The organism is Paractinoplanes aksuensis (genome assembly GCF_024137025.1).
GTDB lineage: Bacteria > Actinomycetota > Actinomycetes > Mycobacteriales > Micromonosporaceae > Actinoplanes > Actinoplanes aksuensis.
Map to the genome: position 1 here is coordinate 156,291 of NZ_JAMYJR010000021.1, position 26,013 is coordinate 182,303.

The window sequence follows — 26,013 nt, forward strand, 5'->3', positions numbered from 1 at the left end:
AAGGACCGGGTAGTCCCGCACGGTAGGCGTGTCCGGCCCGGCAATTCGGAACGGCAGAGACAGCTGTCACTCCAAAGAGGTCAGCAGATTGACCAGGCGGGGTGGGCGGACGATGACGCGGGCGACCGGGTGGTCGACGGTGGCCAGGGCGCGTTCCCGCAGGGTGGCGGCGTCGATGTCGGGTGGGACTTCAAGGCGGGCGCGGACCTTGCCGTTGACTTGGACCACGCACGTCACGGTCGGCTCGGCGGCCAGGGTGGGGTCGATTCTGGGCCAGCCGGCGTAGGCCACGCCGGGTTGGTGGCCCAGGCGGGACCACATCTCTTCGGCCGCGTACGGGGTGAACAGCGTCAACACCACGGCCAGGTGCTCGGTGGCCTCGCGGGTGGCGGGGTCGGCGGGGTCGGCCCGGCGGGCCGCGGTGGTCAGTTGCATCGTGCGGGCCACCGCCGCGTTGAAGCGACGATGCTCGAGCAGGTCGGTGATCTGGCGCAGCAGGCGGTGGGTGGTGCGGCGCAGTTCGGCGTCGCCGCGCGCGGGGTCGGTGCCGGGTGGCGTCGTCACGGCGGCGGCCAGGCGTAGCGCGCGGCTCAGGAAGCGGACCGCGCCGCCCGGTGAGACGTCGGCCCAGTCGATGTCCTCTTCCGGTGGGCCGGCGAACACCATGGTCAGGCGGACCGCGTCCACGCCGTAGGTGTCCAACTGGTCGCCCAGGTGGACCATGTTGCCCTTCGACTTGCTCATCGCCGCGCCGTTCAGGATGACCTGGCCCTGGGTGAGCAGGTGGCGGAACGGCTCGCCGAAACCGATCAGGCCCAGGTCACGCAGCGCCTTGGTGAGGAAGCGCGCGTACAGCAGGTGCAGCACGGCGTGATCGGAGCCGCCGATGTACTGGTCGACCGGCATCCACTTCCGAACTTCTTCCGGATCGAACGGCCCCTTTTCGTACGAGGGTGAGCAGTACCGCAGGAAGTACCAGGACGAGTCGACGAAGGTGTCCAGCGTGTCCGTGTCCCGCTCGGCCGGGCCGCCGCAGCGCGGGCAGTCGACCTCGGCCCAGTCGCGGGCGGCGGCCAGCGGTGACTGCCCTTTCGGGGCCAGGTCGGCTCCGCGCAGGTCGGGCAGCAGCACCGGCAGTTGGTCGTCGGGCACCGGCACGACGCCGCACCCTCCACAGTGCACGACCGGGATCGGGCAGCCCCAGTAGCGCTGCCGGGACACCAGCCAGTCGTGCAGGTGGGCGATCCAGTTGCGCTGCATGGTGAGGACGGCGGGCGGCCAACGCCCGTCGAGCTCGGCCAGGTCGTCGCGCAACTGATCGGCGTACGCCGTAATTCTCAGGAACCACTGCGTGAGCTCGCGTTGGACCACCTGGGCGCCGCAACGCTCGCAGCAGCCGGCGATCACCTGCTCGTTGGCCAGCACGGTCTGATCGGCCGGGCACCAGTTGACCGGCGCCCGCCGTCGCTCAGCCAGGCCGGCGCCGAGCAGCCGCGTGAATATCCACTGTGTCCAGCGGTAGAACGACGGGTCGTGGGTGTGCAGGCGGGTGGCCCAGTCGATCGACGTCGCGTACCGCCGGAACGACTCGGCCTGCGTCTCGATGTTGGCGACGGTCCAGTCGGCCGGGTGGCGGCCACGCTTGAGGGCGGCGTTCTCGGCGGGCAGGCCGAACGAGTCCCACCCGACCGGGTGCAGCACGTCGAAGCCCTGCTGGGTCCAGAAGCGGGCGACCACGTCGCCCAGCGCGTAGGCCTCGGCGTGGCCCATATGAAGATCACCCGAGGGGTACGCGAACATGTCGACGACGGTGCGGCGGGGCCCACCGTGGGGGCGGGCGAGCGACTGCCACACCGGCCGCCACTTGCGTTCCAGCGCCGCGAAGTCGTAGTCGCCCATGCCCTCACCCCTGGCGTTTACGCTCCCGCGCCCGGCGCAGCACCCGCAACACAAATTCGGGCTTCATGAGCACCGACGGCGGGTCGAGCAGCTGCTGGACCCGGACGAACGCGCGGTTGACGCCGGCGTCGATCTGGGAGGCGTACGCGATCTGGCGCGAGTACCAGTTGCGGAGCTTGATATCGCGCGGGCGCGGCCCGGTGGTCTGCGGATAGGCGAAATCGCCGCCGACCGCGAACTGCCACGGCGTCTCCACGATCTGCGCGACCGCGGCGTAGTAGTCGCGGGCCATCGCCGTACCGGAAGGGTGCTTGTCGAGGGCTTCCCCGAGCGCCCGGGCCGAGAAGGCGGCGCAGGTCATGCCCTGGCCGTAGATCGGGTTGAAGCTGCAGATCGCGTCGCCGAGCGCGACGTAGCCCGGCGGTGGATTCTCCAGCTGCTCGAACAACCGGCGGCGGGACGACGGGAACTTCGCGACCACGATGTCGGTCAGCGGCTCGGCCCGGCCGATCAGTTCGCTCAGCATCGGGTCGGGCAGCTCACGGGCGAACCGCTCGAACGCCTCGACGTCGGTCGGCACCTCGGGGAAGTGCCAGCCGCCGATCCCGATCATCCAGCGGTCGCCCTCCACGGGGATGGCCAGGCCGTCCACCCGCTCGTGGGGCGAGGTGGGCAGGGTGAAGACGGCCTCCCAGTCCGGCAGGTCGCCCGGCCGGCGGCGGTACAGACGGGTCGCGTACGCCACGCCGACTTTGACCTCGAGCTGTGCCGGCGCGCGCAGACCGAGGGCCGTGAGCCAGCGGTCGGAACGGGCCCCGCGCCCGGTGCAGTCGACGACCAGGTCGGCCCCGACGGTCTCGCCGGCGTCGAGGACGACACCGGTGACGCCGGCCGAGGACCCGGTCAGCCCCGACACCGCCACCTGGTCGCGGAAGGTCACGCCGGGCAGCTTGGTCACCCGGTCGCGCACCAGCCCCTCGATGAGCGGGCGGGTGGCGGCGACCAGCTCGACCCCGGTCGGCGCCTTCGGCCAGCGCCGGCCCAGACGGTAGCTGCACAGACCGGTGCCGGTGTCGAACTTCGTGCCGCCGGCGGCGATCAGCTCGGCCTCGAAGCCGGGGAAGCGGGTGTCCAGCTCTTGCAGCCCGGACGCCAGCAGGATGTGCGGATGGCTGCCCTGCGGCACGCCGCGCCGGGGCACTGGCTCGTCGGGCAGGGAATCGCGATCGAGCACGGTCACCTGGTCGTACCGGTCGCTGAGCATGCGGGCGGCGGTCAACCCCGCCAGCCCGGCCCCGATCACCACTGCTTCGTTGTCCACACCAGCCAGTCAACCGAGGATCCGGGGCGGGCGCGACCCTGCTATCACGACACCGACAGCCGGAGGGCGCCGTTGCTCCGGTCGAGGCCGATGCGGTCGAGGCCGTCGACGACGAGGTCGGCCTCGGTCAGCTCGCCGGCGGCCGAGGTGCCGGTGACGGCGATGACCGAGCAGCCCGCGGCCCGGGCCGAGCGGATCCCGGCCACCGCGTCCTCGACGGCCAGGCAGCGGCGGGGGTCGACGCCGAGGCGCTGGGCAGCCAGCACGAACGGCTCGGGGTCGGGCTTGCCGCGGCGGACGTCGTCGGCGGTGACCATGACCGCGGGCACGGGCAGGCCGGCGGCGCGGATGCGGGCCGTCGCGAGCCGGGCCGACCCGGAGGTCACGATGGCTCGACGCGCCTCGGGCAGACCGGTGAACAGCGACAGCGCGCCCAGCGTGGACTGCACGGTCACCGCGTCGGCGACCTCGAGGTCGGTGATCCGGGCCAGCCCGGCCGCGACCCGGCGCGGCGGCAGCAGCATCCTGAGCAGGTCGCGGGCCGGTCGGCCGTGGTGGGCGGCGACCGCGCCGGGCGGGATGCCGGTCTCGGCGGCCAGCCGTCGCCAGGAGCGCAGGACCGAGGCGGTGGAGTCGATGAGCGTGCCGTCGAGGTCGAACAGGACGGCGTCGAACGTCTTGCGCAGCAGGGCCTCGGACGGCTCGGCGGCGGCCCGGTGCCCCAGCACGGCCAGCACCCGCAGCAGTTGCTGGCCGGTCGTGAGCTCCCCGTCGACGGTGACGACGGGGGCGACCGGGGCCGGCGCGGGCGGTTCGGGCGTACGGTGCCGGTCGCGGGTCTCGGACCGCTGGGCCCGGCGCGCGTCGAACAGTTCCGCGTCGCCGGCGATGTGGACCATGCACAGGTCGGCGTCGCCCACCGACTCGCGCAGCCGCTCCCAGGCCTCGCCGCCCCGCAGCTCGGCCGTGAACGGCGCGACCAGCACGGCCCGGCCCCCGGTGGCGGCGACGTCACCGGCCACCGCGCGCAGGGCGGCATAACGACCCTCGCGGATGGCCGGGCTGTGCGGCGAGGCCAGCCAGTGCCCGCCCAGAACGTCCGGCGGAAGGCTGTCGAGCAGCGGATTCGTCAGCGAGTCGAGGTCGAGCAGCGGCGCGCCGAGCGCGGTCGCCAGGGCCCGGCCGAGCGTCGACTTGCCGCTGCCGGCGATGCCGGCGACGGCCACGACGAGAGCTTCGGCCGGTTGACAAGCCTGCGGAGAGCGCCACATCATGAGGCGCATGTTACCGGTGTCATGGCTTTCTGCGACACCGGTGACATGACGAAACTTCGGCGGTTGGAGATCCCCTGTGGCAGACCCTGTTGGTGCCCCGTCGTGCCTGGTCGCCGGTCTGGACCTGGGCAGCACGAGCCTGAAGATGCTCGTCACCGACGAGGCGGGGACCGAGGTCGGCGCGGCCCAGGTGCCGACGCCGTGGCGCTCCGGGCCGGGCGGCAGCACCGAGATGACCGCCGAGGCGCTGCTCGAGGCCGTGTGGTCGTTGATCGGCGCGGCCGCGCACGAGACCGCGAAGGTCTCCCCCGCGCCGATCGCCGCCGTCGCGATCGCCGGCATGGCCGAGACCGGCCTGGTCATCGACGCCGACGGCACCGCGGTCGCGCCCGGCCTGGCCTGGTTCGACCCGCGGGGAGCGGGCCAGGCCGCGGCCTTCCCGCCCGGAATCCGCGACGAGTTCGCCGGTCGCACCGGGTTGCCGCTGGGCGCGCAGGTCAGCGTGGCCAAGCTGGCCTGGCTGCGCGACCAGGGAGTGCGGCTGGCCGGGCGGCGCTGGCTCAACCTGCCGGAGTTCGTGGCGGGCGCGCTGGGCGGGCGCACCGCGCTCGAGCTGTCGCTGACCTCGCGTACGGGCCTGCTCGACCAGGACACGGGGCGGCCCTGGCCGCAGATGCTGGACGCGCTCGGCCTCGACGAGACGTTCCTGCCGCCGCTGGTCGACGCGGGCAGCCCTTTCGGCGAGGCGCGCGCCGGCATCGTTCCGCCGAGCATGGCCGGGGCCCGGCTGACCGTGGCCGGGCACGACCACCTGGTCGCGGCCGAGGCCACCGGCGGGCTGCCGGCCGACCACTACCACGTGTCCATGGGCACGGCCGAGGTGCTGCTGCGCGTCATCGACGCCCCGCTCGGCTACGCGGCCCGGCGCCGGCTGGCCGACCACCTGATCAACGAGGTCCGCCACGTCGTGCCGGGCAAACACGTGCTGGTGGCCGGGGTCAAGACCGGTCTGCTGCTGCGCCGGGTGCTGCAGACGGCCGGCATCCACGACCGGCGCGGCCGGGACGACCTCGACGTCGCCGTCATGGCCCTGCCGTACGAGGGGCTGCTGCCGGACGACGCGATCGAGGTGTCCGGGGCCCGCAACGACGACGGCGTTCTGCACCTGACCGTCCGCACCGACGGGGTCAGCCCGGCCGAGGTCTTCGGCGCCGTGCTGCGGCACAGCAACGCCGAGATCTCGCTGCTCATCGAGGCCATGGACCGGGAACTGGCCCCGGCCGTCACGGCCACCCTGACCGGCGGCTGGGCCGGCATGGCGGCCGTCCAGCGGGCCCGGTCCCAGGTGCTGCCCGCGCTCACCGCCTCGGCCCGCGACCAGGAAACCGCGTACGGGGCCACCCGGTCCGCCCTCCGCCTGCTCAGCACGACTCCTTCGAAGATTGGAACCGCACCGTGAATGCCCTCACCACCGTCGAACGCCGTGGCATGTCCGCGATCTCGACCCCCGGCGGCCGGATGCTGATCGTCGCCGCCGACCAGCGCAACGGCATGAAGGCCGCGATGAAGGACGCCCCGGGCGGCCCCGGCTCGATCAGCGCCGACGAGCTGGCCGCGGCCAAGGCCGACCTGGTCCGCTATCTGGCCGTCGAGGCCCCGGCCATCCTGCTCGACCCCGAGGTCGCGCTGCCGGCCGTGGTCGACGACGGCGTCCTGGAGCGGGGCACCTCGCTGGTCGTCGGCATGGACGCGTCCGGCTACGAGACCGCCGACGGCCTGCGCTACACCCGGTTCGTGCCCGGCGTGACCGCCCGTCGCGTCCGCGAGCTGGGCGGCGACGCGGCCAAGATGCTCTGGTACACCCGCCCCGACCGGCAGGACGCGGACTCGCGGGTCGCGACCGAGATGCGCGAGCTGATCCAGGCCTGCACCGACGAGGGTGTGCTGCTCATCGTCGAGCTGCTCACCTACCAGCTCGAGGACGAGACCGACGAGCAGTACGCGGCCGCCTTCCCGGGCCTGGTCGCCGAGGGCGCGCGGCTGGCCGTCGCATGCGGGGCCAAGGTGCTGAAGCTGCAGTACCCGGGCTCGGCCGAGGGCTGCGCCGCGGTCACCGCGGCCGCGGACGGCGTGCCGTGGGCCGTGCTGTCGGCCGGGGTCGACCACGAGACGTTCCTGGGCCAGGTCGGCACCGCGATGGCCCACGGCGCGGCCGGGGCCATGGCCGGCCGGTCGCTGTGGAAGGACAGCCTCTCGGTCTCGGCCGATCTGCGGAAGGATTACCTGACCAAGCGGGCCCTGCCGCGCCTGCACGAACTCGCGGCGGTGGTCGACGGCCGTCGCTGATCCGCCGGCGCGGGTCCGATATATGCTGCGGCGGCGCTCACAGGAACTACGCGGAGGTGGTCATGGCGACGATGCGGGACGTGGCCGCACGCGCCGGGGTGAGCGCGAAGACGGTCTCCCGGGTCTTCAACGACGACCCGCACGTGCTGCCCGAGACCCGTTCCCACGTGGAACGGATCATGCAGGAACTGAACTACGTGCCCAACGTGCTGGCCACGACGTTCCGCTCCGGCAAGACCTCGGCCATCGGCGTCGCCGTGCCCGACATCGTCGACCCGTTCTTCGCCGCCATCGCCCGGGCCGTCGACGGTGTGGCCCGCGATCGCGGGGTGGCCACGCTGCTGACCAACCTCGGCGACGACCCGGTGCGCGAACGCGACATCCTCGAGTCGCTGCTGAGCCGGCGGCTGGCCGGCCTGATCGTGGCCCCCGTGGGCACCGACCACTCGTGGCTGAAGCGGTGGAAGGACAGCACGCCGCTGGTGTTCGTCGACCGGGCGCCGATCAACCTGTCGGCCGACACCTTCACCGACAACGACGAGGCCGGTGGCCATCTGGGCACCAGCCACCTGATCGGGCACGGGCACCGGCGGATCGCCTACGTCGGCGACACCATGCACCTGTCGACCGAGGTCAACCGTCTGGCCGGCTACCGCCGCGCGCTCGGCGAGGCCGGGCTCGAGCCCGATGACACCCTTGTTTCCGCGTACGTCCATGACCGGGCCACGATCGAGGCCGAGGTGGCCCGGTTGCGGGCTCTGCCCGAGCCGCCGACCGCCATCTTCTCGTCCAACGCCCGCACGTCGATGCTGCTCGTCCACGCCATCCCGAGGGACGAGCTCGCCGTGGTCGGGTTCGGCGACTTCCCGATGGCCGACGCGCTGAATCCCGCCCTGACCGTGATCGACCAGGATCCCGACCACATCGGGCGCTCGGCCGCCCACCGCGTGTTCGAACGGGTCGACCACCCGAAGCGCCGGCTGCGGCGCACCACCATCCTCGACGTGACGCTGGTCGAGCGCGAGTCCTGCCGGACCGCGCAGCCCTGACCCACCCTCGTTCGCGAGCGTCCCTCAACAGGCATGACACCGATGACATACTGACGAACTTTTCGTCCATGACACCGGTGACAAACACCGGTGACATGACCTACTGTGCGTTTCAACCGAGTTAACAGACCGCTCAGGAAGGGGCACACCGATGACCGGCACCAACCACCGTCAGACCGTCGTCGCCGCTCCCGGGATCGTCGAACTGCGACCGGCCACGGCCCTCACGCCGGCTCCCGGCGAGGTGGTCGTCCGCATGCGGATGGTCGGTATCTGCGGCTCCGACGTGCACGCCCTGCACGGGCGGCACCCGTTCGTGTCCCTGCCCTACGCCCCGGGTCACGAGATCCTCGGCGTCGTCGAGAGCGACGGCCGCCGCGTGGTGATCGAGCCCGTCCTGTCCTGCGGGCACTGCAAGTACTGCCGCGACGGCCGGTACAACCTGTGCGCGACGATGGCCTTCTTCGGCTGCACCACGACCGGGGGCGGCCTGGCCGACCGCTTCGCCGTCCCGGCCGACCGGCTCGTGCCGGTGCCGGACGAGGTCAGCGACCTGCACGCGGTGCTCATCGAGCCGCTCTCCACGCCCGTGCACGCCGTCCGGCTGGCCGGGCCCGACCTCGCCGGCCGGACCGTGGCCGTCCTCGGCGCCGGCACCATCGGCCTGCTCACCATGGCCGCGGCCCGGCACGCCGGCGCGGCCCGCATCGCCGTCAGCGACCTCTCGCCACACAAGCGCGAGCTCGCCCTCGACCTCGGCGCCGACTCCGTCCACGACGCCGCCTCGCCCGACCTGGTTCGCGACATCCGGGCCGACCTGGGCACCAGCGCCGACGTGGTCTTCGACTGCGTGGCCGTCCAGAGCTCGGTCGACCAGGCCATCGCCATCGCCGTCAAGGGCGGCACCGTCATGATCGTCGGCGTTCCGGCCGCGCCGGTCACCGTGCCGCTGCCTGAGATCCAGGACCTGCAGGTACGCATCCAGGGCAGCGCCACCTACACCCGCGAGGACATCGACCAGGCCATCGCCCTGCTGGCCGCCGGCGCCGTCGACCCGGCCCGGATCGTCACCGCCCGCTACCCGCTGGCCCAGGTCGACCAGGCGTTCGCCGCCGCCGGCAGCGGCCGCCACGTCAAGGTCGTCGTCACCGCCGGCTGAGCGTCACCTTTCCAGCGACCCACGAACTTTCCACCGGAGAGAGCCCTCCCCGGCTGGTACATGCGTCCCTAACGGAGGTCATGTCATGAGGAGATCACGAATAACGCTCGCCGCCGTCGCGGCCTGCGCCCTGGCCCTGTCCGCCTGCTCCGGCGCCGGTACCACCGGTGACTCGAGCAGCAGCGAGGGTGGCGCCAAAGAGATCACGGTGCTGATGGTCGGCAACCCGCAGATGGAGGACATCCAGAAGCTGACCGCCGACCACTTCACCAAGTCGACCGGCATCACCGTGAAGTACACGATCCTGCCGGAGAACGAGCTGCGCGACAAAGTCACCCAGGACGTCGCCAACCAGGGCGGCCAGTACGACGTGGTGACCATCGGCGCGTACGAGGTGCCGATCTGGTCCAAGAACGGCTGGCTGCACGAGCTGTCGACCCAGATGGACGCGGACACCGCCTACGACAAGGCCGACCTGCTCAAGCCGATGGTCACCGTGGCCAGCGGCGAGGACGGCAAGATGTACGGCGCTCCCTTCTACGGCGAGTCGTCGCTGCTCATGTACAACAAGGAGATGTTCGAGGCCAAGGGCCTCACCATGCCCGAGAAGCCGACCTGGCAGCAGGTGGCCGACCTGGCGGCCAAGGTCGACGACAAGGCCAACGGCGTGGCCGGCATCTGCCTGCGCGGCCTGCCCGGCTGGGGTGAGGGCATCGCCTCGCTGACGACGATCGTCAACACGTACGGCGGCACCTGGTTCGAGAAGGACTGGACGCCCAAGCTGAACGCGCCCGAGTTCAAGGAGGCCACCAAGTTCTACGTCGACCTGGCCCGCGCCCACGGCGAGCCCGGCGTGGCCCAGTCCGGCTTCACCGAGTGCCTGAACGTTTTCAGCCAGGGCAAGTCGGCCATGTGGTACGACGCCACGTCGGCCGCCGGCACCGTCGAGGACCCGAACGCGTCGAAGGTGGCGGGCAAGGTCGGTTACGCGTACGCCCCGGTCAACAAGACCGACTTCTCGGGCTGGCTCTGGTCGTGGGACTGGGCGATGCCCAAGACCACCAAGAAGCAGGACGACGCCTGGAAGTTCATCTCGTGGGCCACCAGCAAGGAGTACGAGCAGCTGGTCGGCAAGGAGCTGGGCTGGTCGCGCCTCCCGGCCGGCAAGCGCACCTCGACGTACTCGATCCCCGAGTACAAGGAGTCGGCGGCCGCCTTCGCCGACATCACGCTCGAGTCGATCGCCAACGCCGACCCGGTGAACCCCGGTCTGCAGGAGCGGCCGGCCACCGGCGTGCAGTTCGTGGCCATCCCCGAGTTCCAGGACCTGGGGACCAAGGTGTCGCAGGAGATCGCGGCTGCGCTCACCGGCCAGAAGACGGTCGACCAGGCGCTCGATGCCGGGCAGAAGCTCGCCGAGGACGTGGCGAAGAAGTACAAGTAGCGCCGTGCGGGCGCGCTCCTGCCGAGCGCGCCCGCCTCAGCCCGGAGGCCTCGAACCATGACCGATCTTGCTACCCGGCCGGCGCCCGCGCCCGTTGCTCCGGCGCCGAAAAGGGGCGCCAAGGAACGCTGGGTCCGCCGCGCGCCCCTGCTGCCCGCCCTGATCTTCGCGATCATCGTGACCCAGGTGCCGTTCCTGGTCACGCTCTATCTGTCCACGCAGGGCTGGAACGCGCTGCGGCCGGGCCAGCGCGAGTTCGTGGGCTTCGACAACTACCTGACCGTGCTGACCGACACCCGCCTGCGGGCCGCGCTGTTCAACACGGTGCTGCTGACGGCGGGTGCGGTGATCTTCTCGCTGATCCTCGGCCTGGCCCTGGCGATCCTGCTCGATCGCAAGTTCCTCGGCCGGTCGGTGGTGCGCACGCTGCTCATCACGCCGTTCCTGGTGATGCCGATCGCGGCCGCGCTGCTGTGGAAACACGCGATCTACAACCCCACGTACGGGCTCATCAACGGCATCTTCGGCGGCTCGACCGACTGGGTCTCGTCGTATCCGAAGGCGGCCGTGATCGCCACCCTGGTCTGGCAGTGGACGCCGTTCATGATGCTGATCCTGCTGGCCGGCCTGCAGTCGCAGTCGCACGAGGTGCTCGAGGCGGCCAAGGTCGACGGGGCCAACGCCTGGCAGATCTTCCGCCGGATGACGATCCCGCACCTGCGGCAGTATCTCGAACTGGGCGCCCTGCTGGGCTCGATCTACCTGGTCAACACGTTCGACGCGGTCTTCACCATCACGCAGGGCGGACCGGGCACGGCGACCACCAATCTGCCGTACGAAATTTATCTGACGATGTTCCGCAAGTTCGAGTACGGCGAGGCGTCGGCGGCCGGTGTGATCGTGGTGGTCCTGACGATCATCGTGGCGACGTTCGCCCTGCGCGTCATCTCGGGCCTGTTCAAGGTGGAGGCGAACCGATGAACCGCCGTCTGATCGACTCCGCCTGGGGCGTCGTGGCCTGGGTCGCGGGCATCGTGTTCGTCTTCCCCGTGATCTGGATGGTGCTGACCAGTTTCAAGCAGGAGAACGCGGCCGCCTCGAACCCGCCCAGCTGGATCTTCGAGCCCACGTTCGACCAGTACGCGCTGGTGTTCGAGCGCAACATGACGCCGTTCCTGCTCAACAGCCTGATGGCCTCGATCTTCTCGACCCTGCTGGTGATCCTGCTGGCCACCCCGGCCGCGTACGCCCTGTCGCTGCGCCCGGTCGAGAAGTGGTCGGACTCGCTGTTCTTCTTCATCAGCACCAAGATGATGCCGGTCGTGGCCGCCTTCCTGCCGGTCTACCTGCTGGTCAAGCACGCCGGCATGCTCGACAACGTGTGGACCATGGTCATCCTCTACACCTCGATGAACCTGCCGCTGGCGGTGTGGATGATGCGCTCGTTCCTGCTCGAGGTGCCGCGCGAGGTGCTCGAGGCGGGCGAGGTCGACGGGGCCGGGCTGCTGACGTCGATCCGCAAGATCATCCTGCCCATCGTCAGCCCCGGTCTGGCCGCCACGGCGCTGATCTGCTTCATCTTCGCCTGGAACGAGTTCTTCCTGGCCCTCAACCTGACCGCCACGAACTCCAGCACCGCCCCCATCTTCCTGGTCGGCTTCATCTCGTCCGAGGGCGCCTTCCTGGCCCGGCTGTGCGCCGCCGCGACCATCGTGTCGCTTCCGGTGCTGATCGCCGGCTGGCTGGCCCAGAATAAGCTCGTGCGCGGCCTCTCCATGGGCGCAGTCAAGTGAGGAACCCCATGTTCGACTTCACCAACCGCACCATCCTCGTCACCGGCGCCTCCGGCAACATCGGCGCGGCCACGGTGCGGCTGCTGACCGAATACGGGGCCGACGTCATCGCGGCCGGCCCCACGCCCGAGAGCCTCGCCGCGATCACCGCCGAGACCGGCGCCCGCCCGCTGGCCTTCGACCTGGCCGCCGAGAACAGCGTCCGCGAGGCCCTGGACGGGGTCGCGCTGCAGGGCGCGGTCAACTGCGCGGGCTACGGCGGGGTGGTCGGCCCGCTGACCGAGGTCGACTTCGGCGTCTTCGACGAGGTGCTGGCGGTCAACACCCGCGGCGCCCTGCTGGTCACCAAGTACGCCGCCCGCAGCATGATCGCGGGCGGCCGGGGCGGCGCGATCGTCAACGTCTCGAGCCAGGCGGCGCTGGTCGCCCTGGACGGGCACGCCTCGTACGCCGCTTCGAAGGCCGGCCTGGACGGCATCACCCGGGTCGCCGCGTACGAGCTGGGCCGGCACGGGATCCGGGTCAACAGCGTCAACCCGACGGTCGTGATGACCCCGATGTCGGCGTCCTACTGGGGTCGCGAAGAGATCCAGAAGCCGTTCCTGGACCAGATGCCGCTGGGCCGCTACGCCACCGAGGACGAGATCGCCGCCCCCATCGCCTTCCTGCTGAGCGACGCCGCCGCCATGATCAGCGGAGTCACCCTCCCCATCGACGGCGGCTACACCAGCCGCTGACCGCGGAACCCCCGGGTTGACAGGGCTGGGGACGATGGTCGTCATGTCCGAGTCGACACGAGACCGCCTGATCACGGTCCGCGCGGCCTGGGGTGGGCCGGCGGTCGAGGTCTGGCTGCGCAGCCTCACGCCGGTGTGCGACCGCCCGGCGGCCCTGCAACGTCTGGCCGGCGCCGGCGAGATCCACGAGGCGTACCGGGATCGGGACGGCCGCCACGTGGTGGTGCTGCCCGGACCGGAGATGCGCGCCGAGTGGCCGCGCGATCCCGCGGTCGCGGCGACCTGGACCGATCAGACGGTGCTGGCGTCCGCCGCCCGGCCGCGGGTGCCGGTCCCCTGCTCGCGCTCACCCCGGAGCCGGACGGCACCGTGCGGGCCGACCCGTTCCCGGCCGCCCGGTACGACGGCGGGCCGCGGACGTTCGAGTTCGGCGACCACCCCGGCGCTGTCGTCTACCTGATGCGGCAGCTGCTCGCCCTGGCCCTCGACCCGGAACCGGCCGACTTCGCGACGCGGTGGTTCGTGTTCGACACCCTGATCGACCATCCCGGCATGGCGTTGCACCCGGCCCTGACCGCACCCCGCAACGAACTACGGCTGCCGTGGCCCACGATCCGGGCGCTCGCGGCGGCCGACATTGCTCTGGTCCGCCGCCTTCTGGCCGTCGGCGAGCCCCCGCTCCACCACTACTTCGCCATCCTCGCCGACGACAAGCTCCACCAGGTGGTCCGCCTGACCGGCACGCCGGAGGGCCAAGCCACCGAGGAACACGTCGCCCCCGACGGCGGCTGGACCCAGTCGTTCCTTCTCACCGAGATCCGCATCGGCAAGAGCGACAAGGACTACCGCCGCCTGAGCCCGGACGAGATCGACACCCACCTCCGGGTGATCCGTGCCCGGCGCCCCCGCTGATCCGCGGAGGCCGCTCACCACCGGCTTCGGCTTCGGCTTCGGCTTCGGCTTCGGCTTATGCTCGACAAACATATGGGGGAACGGCCGGATACCGCCCCGGCTGCCTCGCATGAAACCGACCGCGCGACCATTCGTTCGATGAGTTCGCGCGCTTGACTCGCCGCGCTGAAAGAATCTCGCGCAACCGAGGAGTCTGGCGGCTTCGCTGGTGTCGGCCCTGAGCCTGAGCTGTTCCGCTAGTGCGTTTCCCCATCGTCGTTCGGACGGTCGCTTTCGGTTCCGAGAGCTGCGAGCGTTTCACCGGCGACGTGCTCGCGCTCCTGTAGGGGTGTTTCGGCTTCCCAGTCTCGGAACCGCTCGACGGCACCCGTCAGTTCGGTGGCGTACACCGAGGTCTGGGCCAGACCACGAAGGTTGCTGCGCCCGCTGAGGATCTCGTCGGCCATCTCGGCCAAGGCAGGCCCGCCGGCACCGTCTTTCAGCTTCCGAAGGCTGTCCTCGATGGCCTTTGCCAGCCGCGGGTCGTCCGTCATCTCCGCAAGTTGACGGTCGAGATGCTCGTCGCTCACTCAGGCTCCCGGAAGCGCGTAGCCGGCTTGAGGCAGGGGCACGGCGGACAGGTCGCCGCCGCGGCCGGCAACGGTCATGCCGCCGCCGAATGCTGCCATGATCACGGTTCCGGCAGTGTTGATGATGGTGGACGCCTGATTGACCAGCTTCACGAGCTCGACCGCCTGCCAGGCAGCGACGCCATATCCCGCGACGGCACCGATCCCGGTCTCCGCCGTGACGGTGCCGGCTGCGGCGGAGATGCCGATGATGATGGCCTTGTCAACGATGGCCTGCAGCAGGTTGCCGAGCTGGTTCGACAGCTGCCACGCGCCTTTGGCAGCCTCGTGATACCCCTTGGCCGCGTCGTACAGGGCGGCCTGTTGGCCGCTTGTCGCGGCGGCGAGCTCACTGAAGTACCTGTACGCGGCGTCGCTGGCGTTACCGTCCCACGTACGGTCAGCATCGATGGCGCCGGTTTGGATGTCGATCCCGACCTGCTGGAGAGCCTGGGCGAGGTTGCCCATGGCATCGCCGAACCGGTAAAGCGCACCCCACTCACCAGTGAATGTGTCAGTGGCCAGGCCAAAGATGTCGACACCGGTCGTCTTCTCGATGATGTCGTTGATCCACGCCGAAGGGCTCAGGTAGTTGAAAATGTCGACCGGGTTGACGAACCCGTTTGTGACGGTTTCATCGGGCTCACTCGGCGCTACCAGGAAGCGGGTCGCGTCGCTCATGCCGATCAGTCCCGGGTGATCTGAGGACGCGGGACGGCTGGATAGGACGCGTCGACGCGGGCTGCAGAAGCCCCGTCGGTGTCCTCGTACTCGTCGGCGATCTTGACCAGGGCTCGTTGAGATGTCTCGGTGATCTGCATCAGGTGGTCGAGCATGCCCTGCAGCTCAGCCATGAAGTCCCTGTGCCCACCGAACAACAGGCCGATGACCCCAGCCTCGTGAAAGCTGAAGTTCCCATTCGCCTGCACATACGCCTTCGCGTCAGCGACATCGCCATGAGTGTTGCCCAACTTGGCCGCGTATGCGCGCAGGTCGGCCGGCTCGACGTGAAAGCTCACGCTCTTCCCATCTCGTAGAGGCCGTAGGCGCCGCCGATCAGTAGCACCATTCCCGCGATGCCGTAGACCAGGGCCTTCGGCCAGATCCGGTCGAGGACTGCCTTGTCGTCCGTGCGATGCAGCTGGAGCGAGAAATAGGAGGCCGGCACGAACGCACACCCAGGGATGAGCGCGACCAGGACATTAAGGAGCGGGAACTCTGCTCCCTGGAATGCACCAGCGATTCCCGCGATCAGCACAACAACCCAGACGAAAGCCAGGAAGAGCACGAACTTGCCGACCCAGCGGCGCATCTCCGTCGCAGGGGTAACCGACATCGGGAGTCCTCCAAGGTTGGTGAGACAGCACGAAGGTATCAACATGGATCCATCGGTGTGTTGACCTTGGGCACCCTGGCGATTCACAAGATCGACGAGAAATGCGCCGGCACGCAGGTCCTGGTAATCACCCACAGCGCCTTCATTCTCGACAAGCTGGGCCCCGATGAGCTGATCCTCTGAGCAGCACAGGTGGGCAGCGCATCACCGAGCTACGTCGGGACACCGTCGACTACTTCAAGAAACTCTCCGGCTACGACACCTTGCGCCTGGTTCTCGCCGAACGCGCGCGAACCTCTAGCGCTGTGAAAGATTTTATGCATAAGCTGCGGGTGTGAATGACGGAGGGGTCAGGGCGGGTGAGCGGGTGCTCGACCTGTTTGCCGGGGCTCGGTTGACGCCCACGCAGCGGCGGATCGCGCACTGTCTCGTGGAGCATGCGACCAAGGTGGCCTACCTCTCCGCGGCCGAGGTGGCCGACCTGGCCGGGGTCAGTCAGCCGTCGGTCACGCGGTTCGCCATCGCGCTCGGTTACGAGGGGTATCCGGCGCTGCGGCGCGTGCTGCGGGAACTGACCGACGGGTCCGACGGTGACCCGGGCCGGGAGCACAACGCCATGCAGGGGGCGATCGCCGCCGAGGCGGACCACCTGGCCAAGCTCTGCCAGCAGCTGGAACGGCTCGACGACGTACGCCGGGGGGCTGAACTCCTGGTGGCGAGCCGGCCGCTGCCGGTGCTGGGGTTGCGGTCGGCGGCGCCGCTCGTGGGGTATTTCGGGTATTTCGCCAGCAAGGTGCATCCGGACGTGCGGGTGCTCGATTCGGGGGGCACGTCGCTGCTCGACCGGCTCGATCAGGCCCGCGCGGCCGGCGCCGGTGCGATGCTGGCGCTGGTGCTGCCGCGCTATCCGCGGGAGTCGCTGGAGGCGGTGCGCGAGGCCAAGAGCATGGGGTACGCGGTGGTGGCGATCACCGACTCGGCCGTGTCCCCGGTGGCCGAGCACGCCGATGTCGTGCTGCCCGCCGCGGTCGGCACGCGGCTGGTGTTCGACCTGCACACGGGGCCGATGGCGATGGCGATGGTGGTGCTTCAGGCGATGTGCGACGCCGACCCCGAACCGGTGCAGCAGCGGCTGGAGCAGTTCGAGGCGACGGCCACCCGCCGGCAGATCTTTCAAGCGTGAGGAAGGGCGACGATGTCGGAGATCCGGGCGCCACGCGGCGCGGCGTACACCGCTAAGGGCTGGCCGCAGGAGGCCGCCAAGCGGATGCTGATGAACAACCTCGACCCGGACGTGGCCGAGCGCCCGGAAGACCTGGTGGTCTACGGCGGCACGGGGCGGGCGGCGCGCGACTGGCCGTCGTACCACGCGATCGTCCGCGAGCTGGACGAGCTGGCCGGTGACGAGACGCTGCTGGTGCAGTCGGGTCGTCCGGTGGGCGTGTTCCGTACGCACGAATGGGCCCCTCGGGTGCTGATCGCCAACTCGAACCTGGTCGGGGACTGGGCCACCTGGCCCGAGTTCCGCCGGCTCGAGCACCAGGGCCTGACCATGTACGGGCAGATGACCGCCGGGTCGTGGATCTACATCGGCACCCAGGGCATCCTGCAGGGCACGTACGAGACGTTCGCCGCCGTCGCCGCCAAGCGGTTCAACGGCACGCTGGCCGGCACGCTGACCCTGACCGGCGGCTGCGGCGGCATGGGCGGCGCGCAGCCGCTGGCCGTGACCATGAACGGTGGCGTCTGCCTGATCGTCGACGTCGACCGCACCCGCCTGCAGCGCCGGGTCGACACCCGCTACCTGGACGAGATCGCCGACGATCTGGACGACGCCCTCGCGCGCGCTCTCGCCGCGAAGGCCGAGAAGAGAGCCGTCTCCATCGGCGTCGTCGGCAACGCGGCGCTGGTGTTCGGCGAGATCCTGACCCGCGGGGTCGAGGTCGACATCGTGACCGACCAGACCAGCGCCCACGACCCGCTGTCGTACCTGCCGGTCGGTATCGATCTCGAGGACGCGGCGGAGTACGCCCGCGCCAAGCCCGACGAGTTCACCGACCGCGCCCGCGGCAGCATGGCCAAGCAGGTCGCCGCGATGGTCGGGTTCATGGACGCCGGGGCCGAGGTGTTCGACTACGGCAACTCGATCCGCGGCGAGGCCAAGCTGGCCGGGTTCGAGCGCGCCTTCGAGTTCCCCGGCTTCGTCCCGGCGTACATCCGGCCGCTCTTCGCCGAAGGCAAGGGTCCGTTCCGCTGGGCCGCGCTCAGCGGCGACCCGGCCGACATCGCCGCCACCGACAAGGCCGTGCTCGATCTATTCCCCGAGAACGAGTCGCTGGCCCGCTGGATGAAGATGGCCGAGGAGCGGGTCGCGTTCCAGGGTCTGCCCGCCCGCATCTGCTGGCTCGGCTACGGCGAGCGCGACAAGGCCGGCGTACGGTTCAACGACATGGTCGCGTCGGGCGAGCTCAAGGCCCCGATCGTGATCGGCCGCGACCACCTCGACTCGGGCTCGGTCGCCTCGCCCTACCGCGAGACCGAGTCGATGCTCGACGGCTCCGACGCCATCGCCGACTGGCCGCTGCTCAACGCGCTGCTCAACACAGCCAGCGGGGCCAGCTGGGTCTCGATCCACCACGGCGGCGGGGTCGGCATCGGCCGGTCCATCCACGCCGGGCAGGTCTGCGTGGCCGACGGCACGCCGCTGGCCGGGCAGAAGATCGAGCGGGTGCTGACCAACGACCCGGGTACGGGCGTCATGCGGCACGTCGACGCCGGCTACGAGTCCGAGGCCGCGGCGGGCGTGCACCTGCCGATGCGGCGGGATGCCCAGTGACAGCGACTTTCGCCGAGCTCTGGAACGGGATCGCGCCGATCGGCCGGGCCCGTAACGGCGGCTACCTGCGGTATGCGCTGGAGGAACCCGAACTCGTGCTGCGCGACTGGTTCCGTAACCAGGCCGCCCGCCGCGACATGCCGGTCACCGACGACGGCAACGGCAACCTGTTCGCCTGGTGGGGCGACCAGTGGGGCCACGACGCGGTGCTCACCGGCTCGCACTTCGACTCGGTGCCGCACGGCGGCGGCTTCGACGGCCCGCTCGGCATCGTCAGCGCGTTCCTGGCCATCGACGAGATGCGCCGCCAGGGCCGGGTGCCGCGCCGGCCGATCGCCGTGGTCGCCTTCGTCGAGGAGGAGGGTGGCCGGTTCGGCGTGCCCTGCCTGGGGTCGCGGCTGCTGAGCGGGGCGATCGAGCCCGAACAGGCGGCGGCGCTGACCGACCGCGAGGGCATCACGTTCGGCGAGGCCCTCGGGGGTACGCCGGCCGGGCGCCTGCCCGGGCTCACCGGCCGGATCAACGCGCTGGTCGAGCTGCACATCGAGCAGGGGCGCGCGCTCGACGTCCCGGTCGGGGTGGCCAGCGCGATCTGGCCCCACGGGCGCTGGCGGTTCGACTTCACCGGCATCGGCGACCACGCGGGCACGACGAGCATGACGGACCGGCGCGACCCGATGCTGACCTTCGCGTACACGGTGCTGGCGGCCAACAAGGAGGCCCGGCTGGCCGGGGCGCACGCCACGATGGCCCGGGTCGAGGTGGAACCGAACGCCACCAACGCGATCCCGTCGCTGGTGCGGGCCTGGCTGGACGCGCGGGCGGCCGAGACGGGCACGCTCGACGGGGTGGTCGACGCCGTGGTCAAGCGGGCCCACGACCGCGCCGGGCGGGACGGCACCGAGGTCACGGTGACGTCGGAGTCGTTCAGCGCCGAGGTGACGTTCGAGAAGTCGCTCGCCGCACGGCTCTCGTCGCTGCTGGGCGACGTCCCGATCCTGCCCACGGGGGCCGGGCACGACGCGGGGGTGCTGTCGGCCCACGTGCCGACGGCCATGCTGTTCGTGCGCAACCCGACGGGCGTCTCGCACTCGCCGGCCGAGCATGCCGAGGAGGAGGACTGCGTGGCCGGCATCGGCGCGCTCGCGCGGGTGCTGGGCGACCTCACATGACGACCTATTTCGCCGCGTACGCCTGGACGGGCGCGGCGGTCGAGGCCGACGTCCGCATCGAGGTGACGGACGGGGTGATCACGTCGGTGACGCCGGGCGCCGAGCGGTCGGGCACCACCCTGCCCGGCCTGGTGCTGCCCGGCTTCGCCAACGCGCACTCGCACGCTTTCCACCGCGCGCTTCGCGGGCGTACCCATGCGGGCGGCGGCAGTTTCTGGACATGGCGCGACCTCATGTACGACGTGGCCGGGCGGCTCGATCCGGACAGCTATCGCGCATTGGCCCGAGCCGTTTTCGCCGAGATGGCGCTGTCGGGGATCACCGCGGTCGGCGAGTTCCACTATCTGCACCACGGGCCGGACGGCGTGCCCTACAACGACCCGAACGCGATGGGCAACGCACTGCTGGAAGCAGCGGCCGACGCCGGCATCCGGATCACCCTGCTGGACACGCTCTACCTGACGGCCACAGTGGACGGTAAGCCGCTCGAAGGTGTTCAGCGCCGCTTCGGCGACGGCGATATCGACGGCTGGTCCGACCGGTTCTCCGGCCTGCGCTCCGAACCGCACGCCAAGATCGGCGCCGCGCTGCATTCGGTGCGGGCCGTGCCGGCCTCGGCGATGGCGACTTTCGCGGACCGGACGGCGGGACTGCCGGTTCACGTCCACTTGTCCGAGCAACGCGCGGAGAACGAGCAAACCCTGGCCACGTACGGATGCACCCCGGCCGAATTACTCGAGCGTCACGGTGTCTGGCGCGACGACACCGTGGCCGTACACGCGACGCATCTCACCGACCGCGACATCGACATTCTGGGCGGTCACCACGTGTGCTTCTGCCCCACCACCGAACGCGACCTGGCGGACGGCATCGGCCCAGCCCGCCGGCTCGCTGACGCGGGAGTCCGGTTGAGCCTCGGCAGTGACAGCCACGCCGTGATCGACCAGTTCGAGGAGTTGCGCGGGCTGGAGATGAACGACCGGCTCGCCACCGAACAGCGCGGCCGGTTCACCCCCGCCGAGCTGATCGCCGCCGCGGCCAACCACGACGCGATCGGCTGGCCCGACGCCGGCGAGATCGCCGTGGGCCACCGAGCTGATTTCGTCTGCGTGAGCCTCGGCAGTGTTCGTACCGCCGGCTCCGACCCCGCCCAGATCGTCCTGGCCGCCACCGCGGCCGACGTCACCCACGTGATCGCCGACGGCCGCACGATCGTGGCCGACGGCCGGCACACCACTATCGACGTGCCCCGCGCGCTGGCCGAGGCGATCGGACCGCTCACCACGGAAGGACGGCGGCCGTGAGCATCCTGGTCGACAACGTCGGCGAACTCGTCACCAACGACGAGGGCGACGGCCTGCTCGGTGTGCGGACGGACATGGCCGTGGCCATCGAGGGCGACCGGATCGCCTGGGTCGGGCCGAAGGCGCAGGCCCCGGCGGCTGACCAGCGGATCGACGCTCGGGGGCAGGCCGTGCTGCCGGGCTTTGTGGACAGTCATGCCCACCTGGTGTTCGCGGGTGACCGGGCCGCCGAGTTCGGGGCGCGGATGGCCGGCAAGCCGTACACCGGCGGCGGCATCCGCACCACGGTCGCCGCGACCCGGGCCGCCGGCGACGACGAGTTGCTGCGCAACGCCGGTCGGCTGGTGGCCGAGGCGCGGCGCCAGGGCACGACCACGATCGAGATCAAGAGCGGGTACGGGCTGACCGTGGCCGACGAGGCGCGGTCGTTGCGCCTGGCCCGGGAGCTCAGCGGCGAGACGACGTTCCTGGGCGCGCACGTGGTGCCGGCCGGGACCGACCCCGGTGAGTACGTGGATCTGGTGCGCGGCGAGATGCTGGCGGCCTGTGCCCCGTACGCGAAATGGGTTGATGTCTTCTGCGATCGCGGAGCGTTCGACGAGGAGCAGACGCGCGCGATCCTCACCGCCGGTAAGCAGCTGGGCCTGGGTCTGCGGGTGCACGCCAACCAGTTGGTCGAGGGGCCCGGCGTGCGGCTGGCGGTCGAGCTGGGCGCGGCCAGCGCCGACCACTGCACGCACCTGAGCAGCGCCGACGTCGACGCGCTGGCCGATTCCGAGACGGTCGCGACGCTGCTGCCGGGGGCCGAGTTCTCGACCCGGTCGCCCTACCCGGATGCGCGGCGGCTGATCGAGGCCGGTGTCACGGTCGCGCTGGCTACCGACTGCAACCCCGGCTCCTCGTACACATCGTCGATGCCGTTCTGTATCGCGCTCGCCGTCCGTGACATGCGGATGACCCCGGCCGAGGCCGTGCACGCGGCGACGGTCGGCGGCGCCCGCGCGTTGCGCCGCGACGACATCGGACATCTGCGCGTCGGCGCCCGCGCCGACCTGACGGTGCTCGACGCGCCGTCCTACCTGCACCTGGCCTACCGGCCCGGCGTACCCCTGGTCAGCAAAGTTCTGCACAACGGAGTGCTCTCATGACTCAGATAATCGTTCAGCCCACCGGCGTCACCCCGGCCGATGTGCTCGCAGTAGCCCGCGGTGACGCCCGCGTCGAGATCGCCACCGAGACCGTCACGGCCATGGCCACGAGCCGTGAGATCGTCGACCGGATCGAGGCCTCCGGCCGTCCCGTTTACGGGGTGTCGACCGGCTTCGGCGCCCTGGCCAACACGTCCATCGCCCCCGAACGCCGCGCCGAGCTGCAGCACGCGCTGATCCGCTCGCACGCCGCGGGCATCGGCGCGCCCATGCCCCGCGAGGTCGTCCGCGCGATGATGCTGCTGCGCCTGCGCTCGCTCGCGCTGGGCCGCTCCGGCGTGCGCCCGCGGCTCGCGCAGGGCCTGGCCGACCTGCTCAATCACGACATCACGCCGTGGGTGCCCGAGCACGGCTCGCTCGGCGCCTCGGGCGACCTGGCCCCGCTCGCCCACTGCGCGATCGTGCTGCTCGGTGAGGGCTGGGTGATCGGCAAGGACGGCGCCCGGATCGCTGCCGCCGAGGCCCTGCACCGCGCCGGCCTCGAGCCGCTCGAGCTGGCCGCCAAGGAGGGTCTGGCCCTGATCAACGGCACCGACGGCATGCTCGGCATGCTGCTGCTGGCCATCGACGACGCCGAGCACCTGTTCGCGATGGCCGACGTCACCGCGGCCCTGGCCATCGAGGCCATGCTCGGCTCGGAGCGGCCGTTCCTCCCCGAGCTGCACGAGATCCGGCCGCACCCGGGTCAGTCGGCGTCGGCCGCCAACATCCTCAAGCTGCTGCAGGGTTCGACCATCATGGACTCGCACCGCGACGACCTGGCCCACGCGGTGCAGGACGCGTACTCGATGCGCTGCGCCCCGCAGGTGGCCGGGGCCGCCCGCGACACGCTCGACTTCGTGCGCACGGTGGCCGCCCGCGAGCTGGTGTCGGTCGTCGACAACCCGGTGGTGCTGCCCGACGGCCGGGTCGAGTCGACCGGCAACTTCCACGGCGCCCCGCTCGGCTTCGCCGCCGACTTCCTGGCCATCGCCGCCGCCGAGGTGGGCGCGATCGCCGAGCGCCGCGTCGACCGCCTGCTCGACGTGACCCGCAACCGCCAGCTGCCGCCGTTCCTGTCGCCGGACGCGGGCGTCAACTCGGGCCTGATGATCGCCCAGTACACGGCGGCCGGCATCGTCGCCGAGAACCGCCGCCTGGCCTCGCCGGCCTCGGTCGACTCGCTGCCGACGAGCGGCATGCAGGAGGACCACGTCTCGATGGGCTGGGCCGCGACCAAAAAGCTGCGCACCGTCCTGGACAACCTGACCAGCCTGCTGGCGGTCGAGCTGATCTCGGCCGTACGGGGTCTGCAACTGCGCGAGCCCCTGGTGCCGTCCGCGGCGGGCCGGGCCGCCATCGCCGCTCTGGAGCCGTCGGCCGGCCGCCCCGGGCCCGACCTGTTCCTGGCGCCCGCGCTGGAAGAGGCGCGCTCAGTCGTCGCGGGCCGGGCCCTGCGGGCCGAGATCGAGGACGCGATCGGCCCGCTCCGTTAGGGATCGCGCAAGGTACGGAACATCAGGGCGCTCAGGGCGGGCATGAGGATCAGCGGGGCCAGCGCGGTGCGGCCGGGGGCGAGATCGACGCGCACCGCCACGACGACCACCAGATCGTCTACGCGGCTCGCGGGGTGCTGTCGGTGACCACGAGCGCGGGCTCCTGGGTCGCGCCGGGCAACCGGGCCATCTGGGTGCCGGCCGGAACGGTGCACGCCCACCGCGCGTACGGCGAACTCGAACTTCATCTGTTCGGCCTGCCCGCCGCCAGCAACCCGCTCGGGCTGGACACCCCGACCGTGTTGTCGGTGGCCCCGCTGCTGCGGGAACTGATCGTCGCCTACACCGGCGCCGCCGCCGAGCCGACCCAGCTGCGGCTGCACCACGCGCTGATCCTGCTGGCCGACCGGACCCCGGTCACCACCGTGGCCCACCGGTGCGGCTGGTCGTCGGCGAGCGCCTTCATCGACGCCTTCCGCCGGACCTTCGGGCACACCCCGGGCGCCCACCCTGGGTGGGACGGGGCGTGATCAGGCGGCGGGGTCGGTGGTCTTCCACGGGCAGTCGTCGACCTCGGGCTCGATCACGACGAAGGTCTTGGCCGCCGCGACCTGGCTGGTCGAGCTCACGGGCTCGCTCGCGAAGAGCACGGAGAGGCCGACGAGCGCTGAAGCCGCGACGAGAGCGGCGAACCGGAGCTGCATGGACATTTCCCCCAGTCGATTTCGGCAGGCGCTCCCCAGCATGTCCCAGGTTGTTGACAGCTTCCTGAGAACGCGGGCCCGGCCTAGTTCGTCACCTCGCGCGCGATGACCTTGGAAAGCTCGCGGAAGGCCTTGCCCCGGTGGCTGATCACGTCTTTCTCGGCCGGTGACAGCTCGGCGTTGGTGCGGGTCTGGCCGTCGCCCAGGAAGATCGGGTCGTAGCCGAAGCCACCCTCGCCGCGCCCGGCCCGCAGGATGCGCCCGGTCTGGCGGCCCTCGACCAGGTGCTCGCGGCCGTTGGGCAGCACCAGCGCCGCCGCGCAGACGAAGGCGCCGCCGCGCTGCTCGTCGGTCACGTCGGAGATCTGGGCCAGCACCAGGTCGAGGTTGGCCTGGTCGTCGCCGTGGCGGCCGGACCAGCGGGCGCTGAACACGCCGGGCATGCCGCTGAGCGCGTCGACGGCGAGACCCGAGTCGTCGGCCACCGTGGCCAGGCCGGTGCGCTTGGCCCCCTCGCGTGCCTTGATCAGCGCGTTCTCGCCGAAGGTGAGGCCCGTCTCGGGCACGTCGGGGTAGCCCTCGAAGTCACCCAGGCCGACCAGCGTGATGCGGTTGGCCCCGAGCGACGAGTCGAGGATGCGCTGGAGCTCGACCAGCTTCTTCTGGTTGGCCGTGGCCAGCAGCAGCCGGGCGCTCATGCCGCCAGCGCCTTCTGCTGGGCCGCGGCCAGGTCGGCACAGCCGCCGACGGCCAGGTCGAGCAGGGCGTCGAGCTGGTCGCGGCGGAAGACGCCGTCCTCCCCCGTGCCCTGGACCTCGACGAAGTCACCGTCGCCGGTGCAGACCACGTTCATGTCGACCTCGGCCGCGACGTCCTCGAGGTACATCAGGTCGAGGCGGGGCTCGCCCTCGATGATGCCGACGCTGACGGCCTGGATCGAGCGGTGCATGACCTTGTCGACCTTGCCGGCCAGGGACTTGCGCTCGGCCAGCCAGCCCACCGCGTCGTGCAGGGCCACGTAGGCGCCGGTGATCGCGGCCGTGCGGGTGCCGCCGTCGGCCTGCAGCACGTCACAGTCGAGAACGATCGAGTTCTCGCCCAGCGCCTTGAGGTCGATGCACGCGCGCAGGCTGCGGCCGATCAGGCGGGAGATCTCATGCGTACGGCCGCCGACCTTGCCCTTGATGCTCTCGCGGTCGCCGCGGGTGTTGGTGGCGCGGGGCAGCATCGAATACTCAGCCGTGACCCAGCCCAGCCCGGAGCCCTTGCGCCAGCGCGGCACGCCCTCGGTGACGCTCGCGGTGCACAGCACCCGCGTGTGGCCGAACTCGACGAGCACCGACCCCTCGGGGTGGATGCTCCAGTTCCGCGTGAGGGTCACCGGGCGCAGTTGGTCGGCCTCGCGGCCGTCGGGGCGTGCCATGCCCAAACCTTAT

General features: G+C 71.0%; 27 protein-coding genes. 17 read left to right on the top strand and 10 right to left on the bottom strand.

Annotated features, from left to right (window positions below):
- Positions 1-66 precede the first annotated feature (66 nt).
- Genes M1L60_RS19850 through M1L60_RS19860 form a run of 3 tightly spaced genes read right to left on the bottom strand, consistent with a single transcriptional unit; the run spans position 67 to position 4,494 of the window.
- Positions 67-1,899, bottom strand: a complete 1,833-nt coding sequence (locus tag M1L60_RS19850) for a leucine--tRNA ligase (protein ID WP_253238939.1) — start codon at positions 1,897-1,899, stop codon at positions 67-69.
- 4 nt (positions 1,900-1,903) lie between these two features.
- Positions 1,904-3,220 (bottom strand): NAD(P)/FAD-dependent oxidoreductase, encoded by a 1,317-nt coding sequence (locus M1L60_RS19855; protein ID WP_253238940.1) that lies wholly within the window; start codon positions 3,218-3,220, stop codon positions 1,904-1,906.
- A gap of 44 nt (positions 3,221-3,264) precedes the next feature.
- Positions 3,265-4,494, bottom strand: coding sequence for an HAD-IA family hydrolase (locus M1L60_RS19860; protein WP_253238941.1), 1,230 nt, complete (start codon positions 4,492-4,494; stop codon positions 3,265-3,267).
- A gap of 76 nt (positions 4,495-4,570) precedes the next feature.
- Between M1L60_RS19860 and M1L60_RS19865 the strand changes: the two genes are divergently transcribed.
- The 10 genes from M1L60_RS19865 (at position 4,571) to M1L60_RS19910 (ending at position 13,934) form a co-directional block, all read left to right on the top strand.
- Positions 4,571-5,953 (top strand): FGGY family carbohydrate kinase, encoded by a 1,383-nt coding sequence (locus tag M1L60_RS19865; protein WP_253238942.1) that lies wholly within the window; start codon positions 4,571-4,573, stop codon positions 5,951-5,953.
- Positions 5,950-6,840 carry a tagatose-bisphosphate aldolase gene (locus M1L60_RS19870; protein WP_253238943.1) on the top strand — a complete coding sequence of 297 codons (891 nt, stop codon included), beginning with the start codon at positions 5,950-5,952 and terminating at the stop codon, positions 6,838-6,840. The genes M1L60_RS19865 and M1L60_RS19870 overlap by 4 nt, the downstream gene beginning before the upstream one ends.
- Positions 6,841-6,902: 62 nt before the next feature.
- Complete coding sequence (locus M1L60_RS19875; protein ID WP_253238944.1) at positions 6,903-7,889, top strand: LacI family DNA-binding transcriptional regulator; 987 nt, start codon at positions 6,903-6,905, stop codon at positions 7,887-7,889.
- Positions 7,890-8,040: 151 nt separating this feature from the next.
- Positions 8,041-9,048 carry a zinc-dependent alcohol dehydrogenase gene (locus tag M1L60_RS19880; protein WP_253238945.1) on the top strand — a complete coding sequence of 336 codons (1,008 nt, stop codon included), beginning with the start codon at positions 8,041-8,043 and terminating at the stop codon, positions 9,046-9,048.
- 85 nt (positions 9,049-9,133) lie between these two features.
- Positions 9,134-10,492 carry an ABC transporter substrate-binding protein gene (locus M1L60_RS19885; protein ID WP_253238946.1) on the top strand — a complete coding sequence of 453 codons (1,359 nt, stop codon included), beginning with the start codon at positions 9,134-9,136 and terminating at the stop codon, positions 10,490-10,492.
- Positions 10,493-10,549: 57 nt separating this feature from the next.
- Positions 10,550-11,473, top strand: a complete 924-nt coding sequence (locus M1L60_RS19890; RefSeq protein ID WP_253238947.1) for a carbohydrate ABC transporter permease — start codon at positions 10,550-10,552, stop codon at positions 11,471-11,473.
- Positions 11,470-12,285 (top strand): carbohydrate ABC transporter permease, encoded by an 816-nt coding sequence (locus M1L60_RS19895; protein ID WP_253238948.1) that lies wholly within the window; start codon positions 11,470-11,472, stop codon positions 12,283-12,285. The genes M1L60_RS19890 and M1L60_RS19895 overlap by 4 nt, the downstream gene beginning before the upstream one ends.
- Before the next feature lie 8 nt (positions 12,286-12,293).
- Positions 12,294-13,022 carry an SDR family oxidoreductase gene (locus tag M1L60_RS19900; protein WP_253238949.1) on the top strand — a complete coding sequence of 243 codons (729 nt, stop codon included), beginning with the start codon at positions 12,294-12,296 and terminating at the stop codon, positions 13,020-13,022.
- A gap of 43 nt (positions 13,023-13,065) precedes the next feature.
- Positions 13,066-13,482, top strand: coding sequence for a hypothetical protein (locus M1L60_RS19905; RefSeq protein WP_253238950.1), 417 nt, complete (start codon positions 13,066-13,068; stop codon positions 13,480-13,482).
- A complete protein-coding gene (locus M1L60_RS19910) occupies positions 13,392-13,934 on the top strand; it encodes a hypothetical protein (protein WP_253238951.1) in 543 nt (180 codons plus the stop codon). Before M1L60_RS19905 ends, M1L60_RS19910 begins: the two co-directional genes overlap by 91 nt.
- Before the next feature lie 236 nt (positions 13,935-14,170).
- Here M1L60_RS19910 and M1L60_RS19915 read toward each other — a convergent pair whose 3' ends face one another.
- The 4 genes from M1L60_RS19915 to M1L60_RS19930 are packed head-to-tail and all read right to left on the bottom strand — an operon-like array spanning position 14,171 to position 15,878.
- Positions 14,171-14,503 carry a hypothetical protein gene (locus M1L60_RS19915; protein WP_253238952.1) on the bottom strand — a complete coding sequence of 111 codons (333 nt, stop codon included), beginning with the start codon at positions 14,501-14,503 and terminating at the stop codon, positions 14,171-14,173.
- Positions 14,504-15,223 (bottom strand): hypothetical protein, encoded by a 720-nt coding sequence (locus M1L60_RS19920; RefSeq protein WP_253238953.1) that lies wholly within the window; start codon positions 15,221-15,223, stop codon positions 14,504-14,506.
- A 5-nt stretch (positions 15,224-15,228) separates the two neighbouring features.
- Positions 15,229-15,561, bottom strand: coding sequence for a type VII secretion target (locus M1L60_RS19925; protein ID WP_253238954.1), 333 nt, complete (start codon positions 15,559-15,561; stop codon positions 15,229-15,231).
- Positions 15,558-15,878 (bottom strand): hypothetical protein, encoded by a 321-nt coding sequence (locus tag M1L60_RS19930; RefSeq protein WP_253238955.1) that lies wholly within the window; start codon positions 15,876-15,878, stop codon positions 15,558-15,560. The genes M1L60_RS19925 and M1L60_RS19930 overlap by 4 nt, the downstream gene beginning before the upstream one ends.
- A 334-nt stretch (positions 15,879-16,212) precedes the next feature.
- Here M1L60_RS19930 and M1L60_RS19935 point away from each other — a divergent pair, with 334 nt between their 5' ends.
- From M1L60_RS19935 to M1L60_RS19965, 7 genes are all read left to right on the top strand, one after another.
- A complete protein-coding gene (locus M1L60_RS19935) occupies positions 16,213-17,061 on the top strand; it encodes a MurR/RpiR family transcriptional regulator (RefSeq protein WP_253238956.1) in 849 nt (282 codons plus the stop codon).
- A 12-nt stretch (positions 17,062-17,073) separates the two neighbouring features.
- The gene (gene hutU / locus M1L60_RS19940; protein ID WP_253238957.1) at positions 17,074-18,714 is read left to right on the top strand and encodes a urocanate hydratase; all 1,641 of its coding nucleotides are present in this window, start codon (positions 17,074-17,076) and stop codon (positions 18,712-18,714) included.
- Positions 18,711-19,886 (top strand): allantoate amidohydrolase, encoded by a 1,176-nt coding sequence (locus M1L60_RS19945; protein ID WP_253238958.1) that lies wholly within the window; start codon positions 18,711-18,713, stop codon positions 19,884-19,886. Before hutU ends, M1L60_RS19945 begins: the two co-directional genes overlap by 4 nt.
- A complete protein-coding gene (locus M1L60_RS19950) occupies positions 19,883-21,190 on the top strand; it encodes a formimidoylglutamate deiminase (protein ID WP_253238959.1) in 1,308 nt (435 codons plus the stop codon). Before M1L60_RS19945 ends, M1L60_RS19950 begins: the two co-directional genes overlap by 4 nt.
- The gene (hutI, locus tag M1L60_RS19955) at positions 21,187-22,338 is read left to right on the top strand and encodes an imidazolonepropionase (protein WP_253238960.1); all 1,152 of its coding nucleotides are present in this window, start codon (positions 21,187-21,189) and stop codon (positions 22,336-22,338) included. The genes M1L60_RS19950 and hutI overlap by 4 nt, the downstream gene beginning before the upstream one ends.
- Complete coding sequence (gene hutH / locus M1L60_RS19960; RefSeq protein ID WP_253238961.1) at positions 22,335-23,873, top strand: histidine ammonia-lyase; 1,539 nt, start codon at positions 22,335-22,337, stop codon at positions 23,871-23,873. Before hutI ends, hutH begins: the two co-directional genes overlap by 4 nt.
- A 143-nt stretch (positions 23,874-24,016) precedes the next feature.
- The gene (locus M1L60_RS19965; protein ID WP_369077241.1) at positions 24,017-24,403 is read left to right on the top strand and encodes a helix-turn-helix domain-containing protein; all 387 of its coding nucleotides are present in this window, start codon (positions 24,017-24,019) and stop codon (positions 24,401-24,403) included.
- Here M1L60_RS19965 and M1L60_RS19970 read toward each other — a convergent pair whose 3' ends face one another.
- From M1L60_RS19970 to rph, 3 genes are all read right to left on the bottom strand, one after another.
- Entirely contained in the window at positions 24,404-24,583 is a 180-nt protein-coding gene (locus M1L60_RS19970) for a hypothetical protein (RefSeq protein WP_253238963.1), read from the bottom strand.
- A gap of 77 nt (positions 24,584-24,660) precedes the next feature.
- Positions 24,661-25,275, bottom strand: coding sequence for an RdgB/HAM1 family non-canonical purine NTP pyrophosphatase (gene rdgB / locus M1L60_RS19975; protein ID WP_253238964.1), 615 nt, complete (start codon positions 25,273-25,275; stop codon positions 24,661-24,663).
- Positions 25,272-26,000: a ribonuclease PH gene (gene rph, locus M1L60_RS19980; RefSeq protein WP_253238965.1), complete on the bottom strand. Its 729-nt coding sequence runs from the start codon at positions 25,998-26,000 to the stop codon at positions 25,272-25,274. Before rph ends, rdgB begins: the two co-directional genes overlap by 4 nt.
- Positions 26,001-26,013 lie beyond the last annotated feature (13 nt).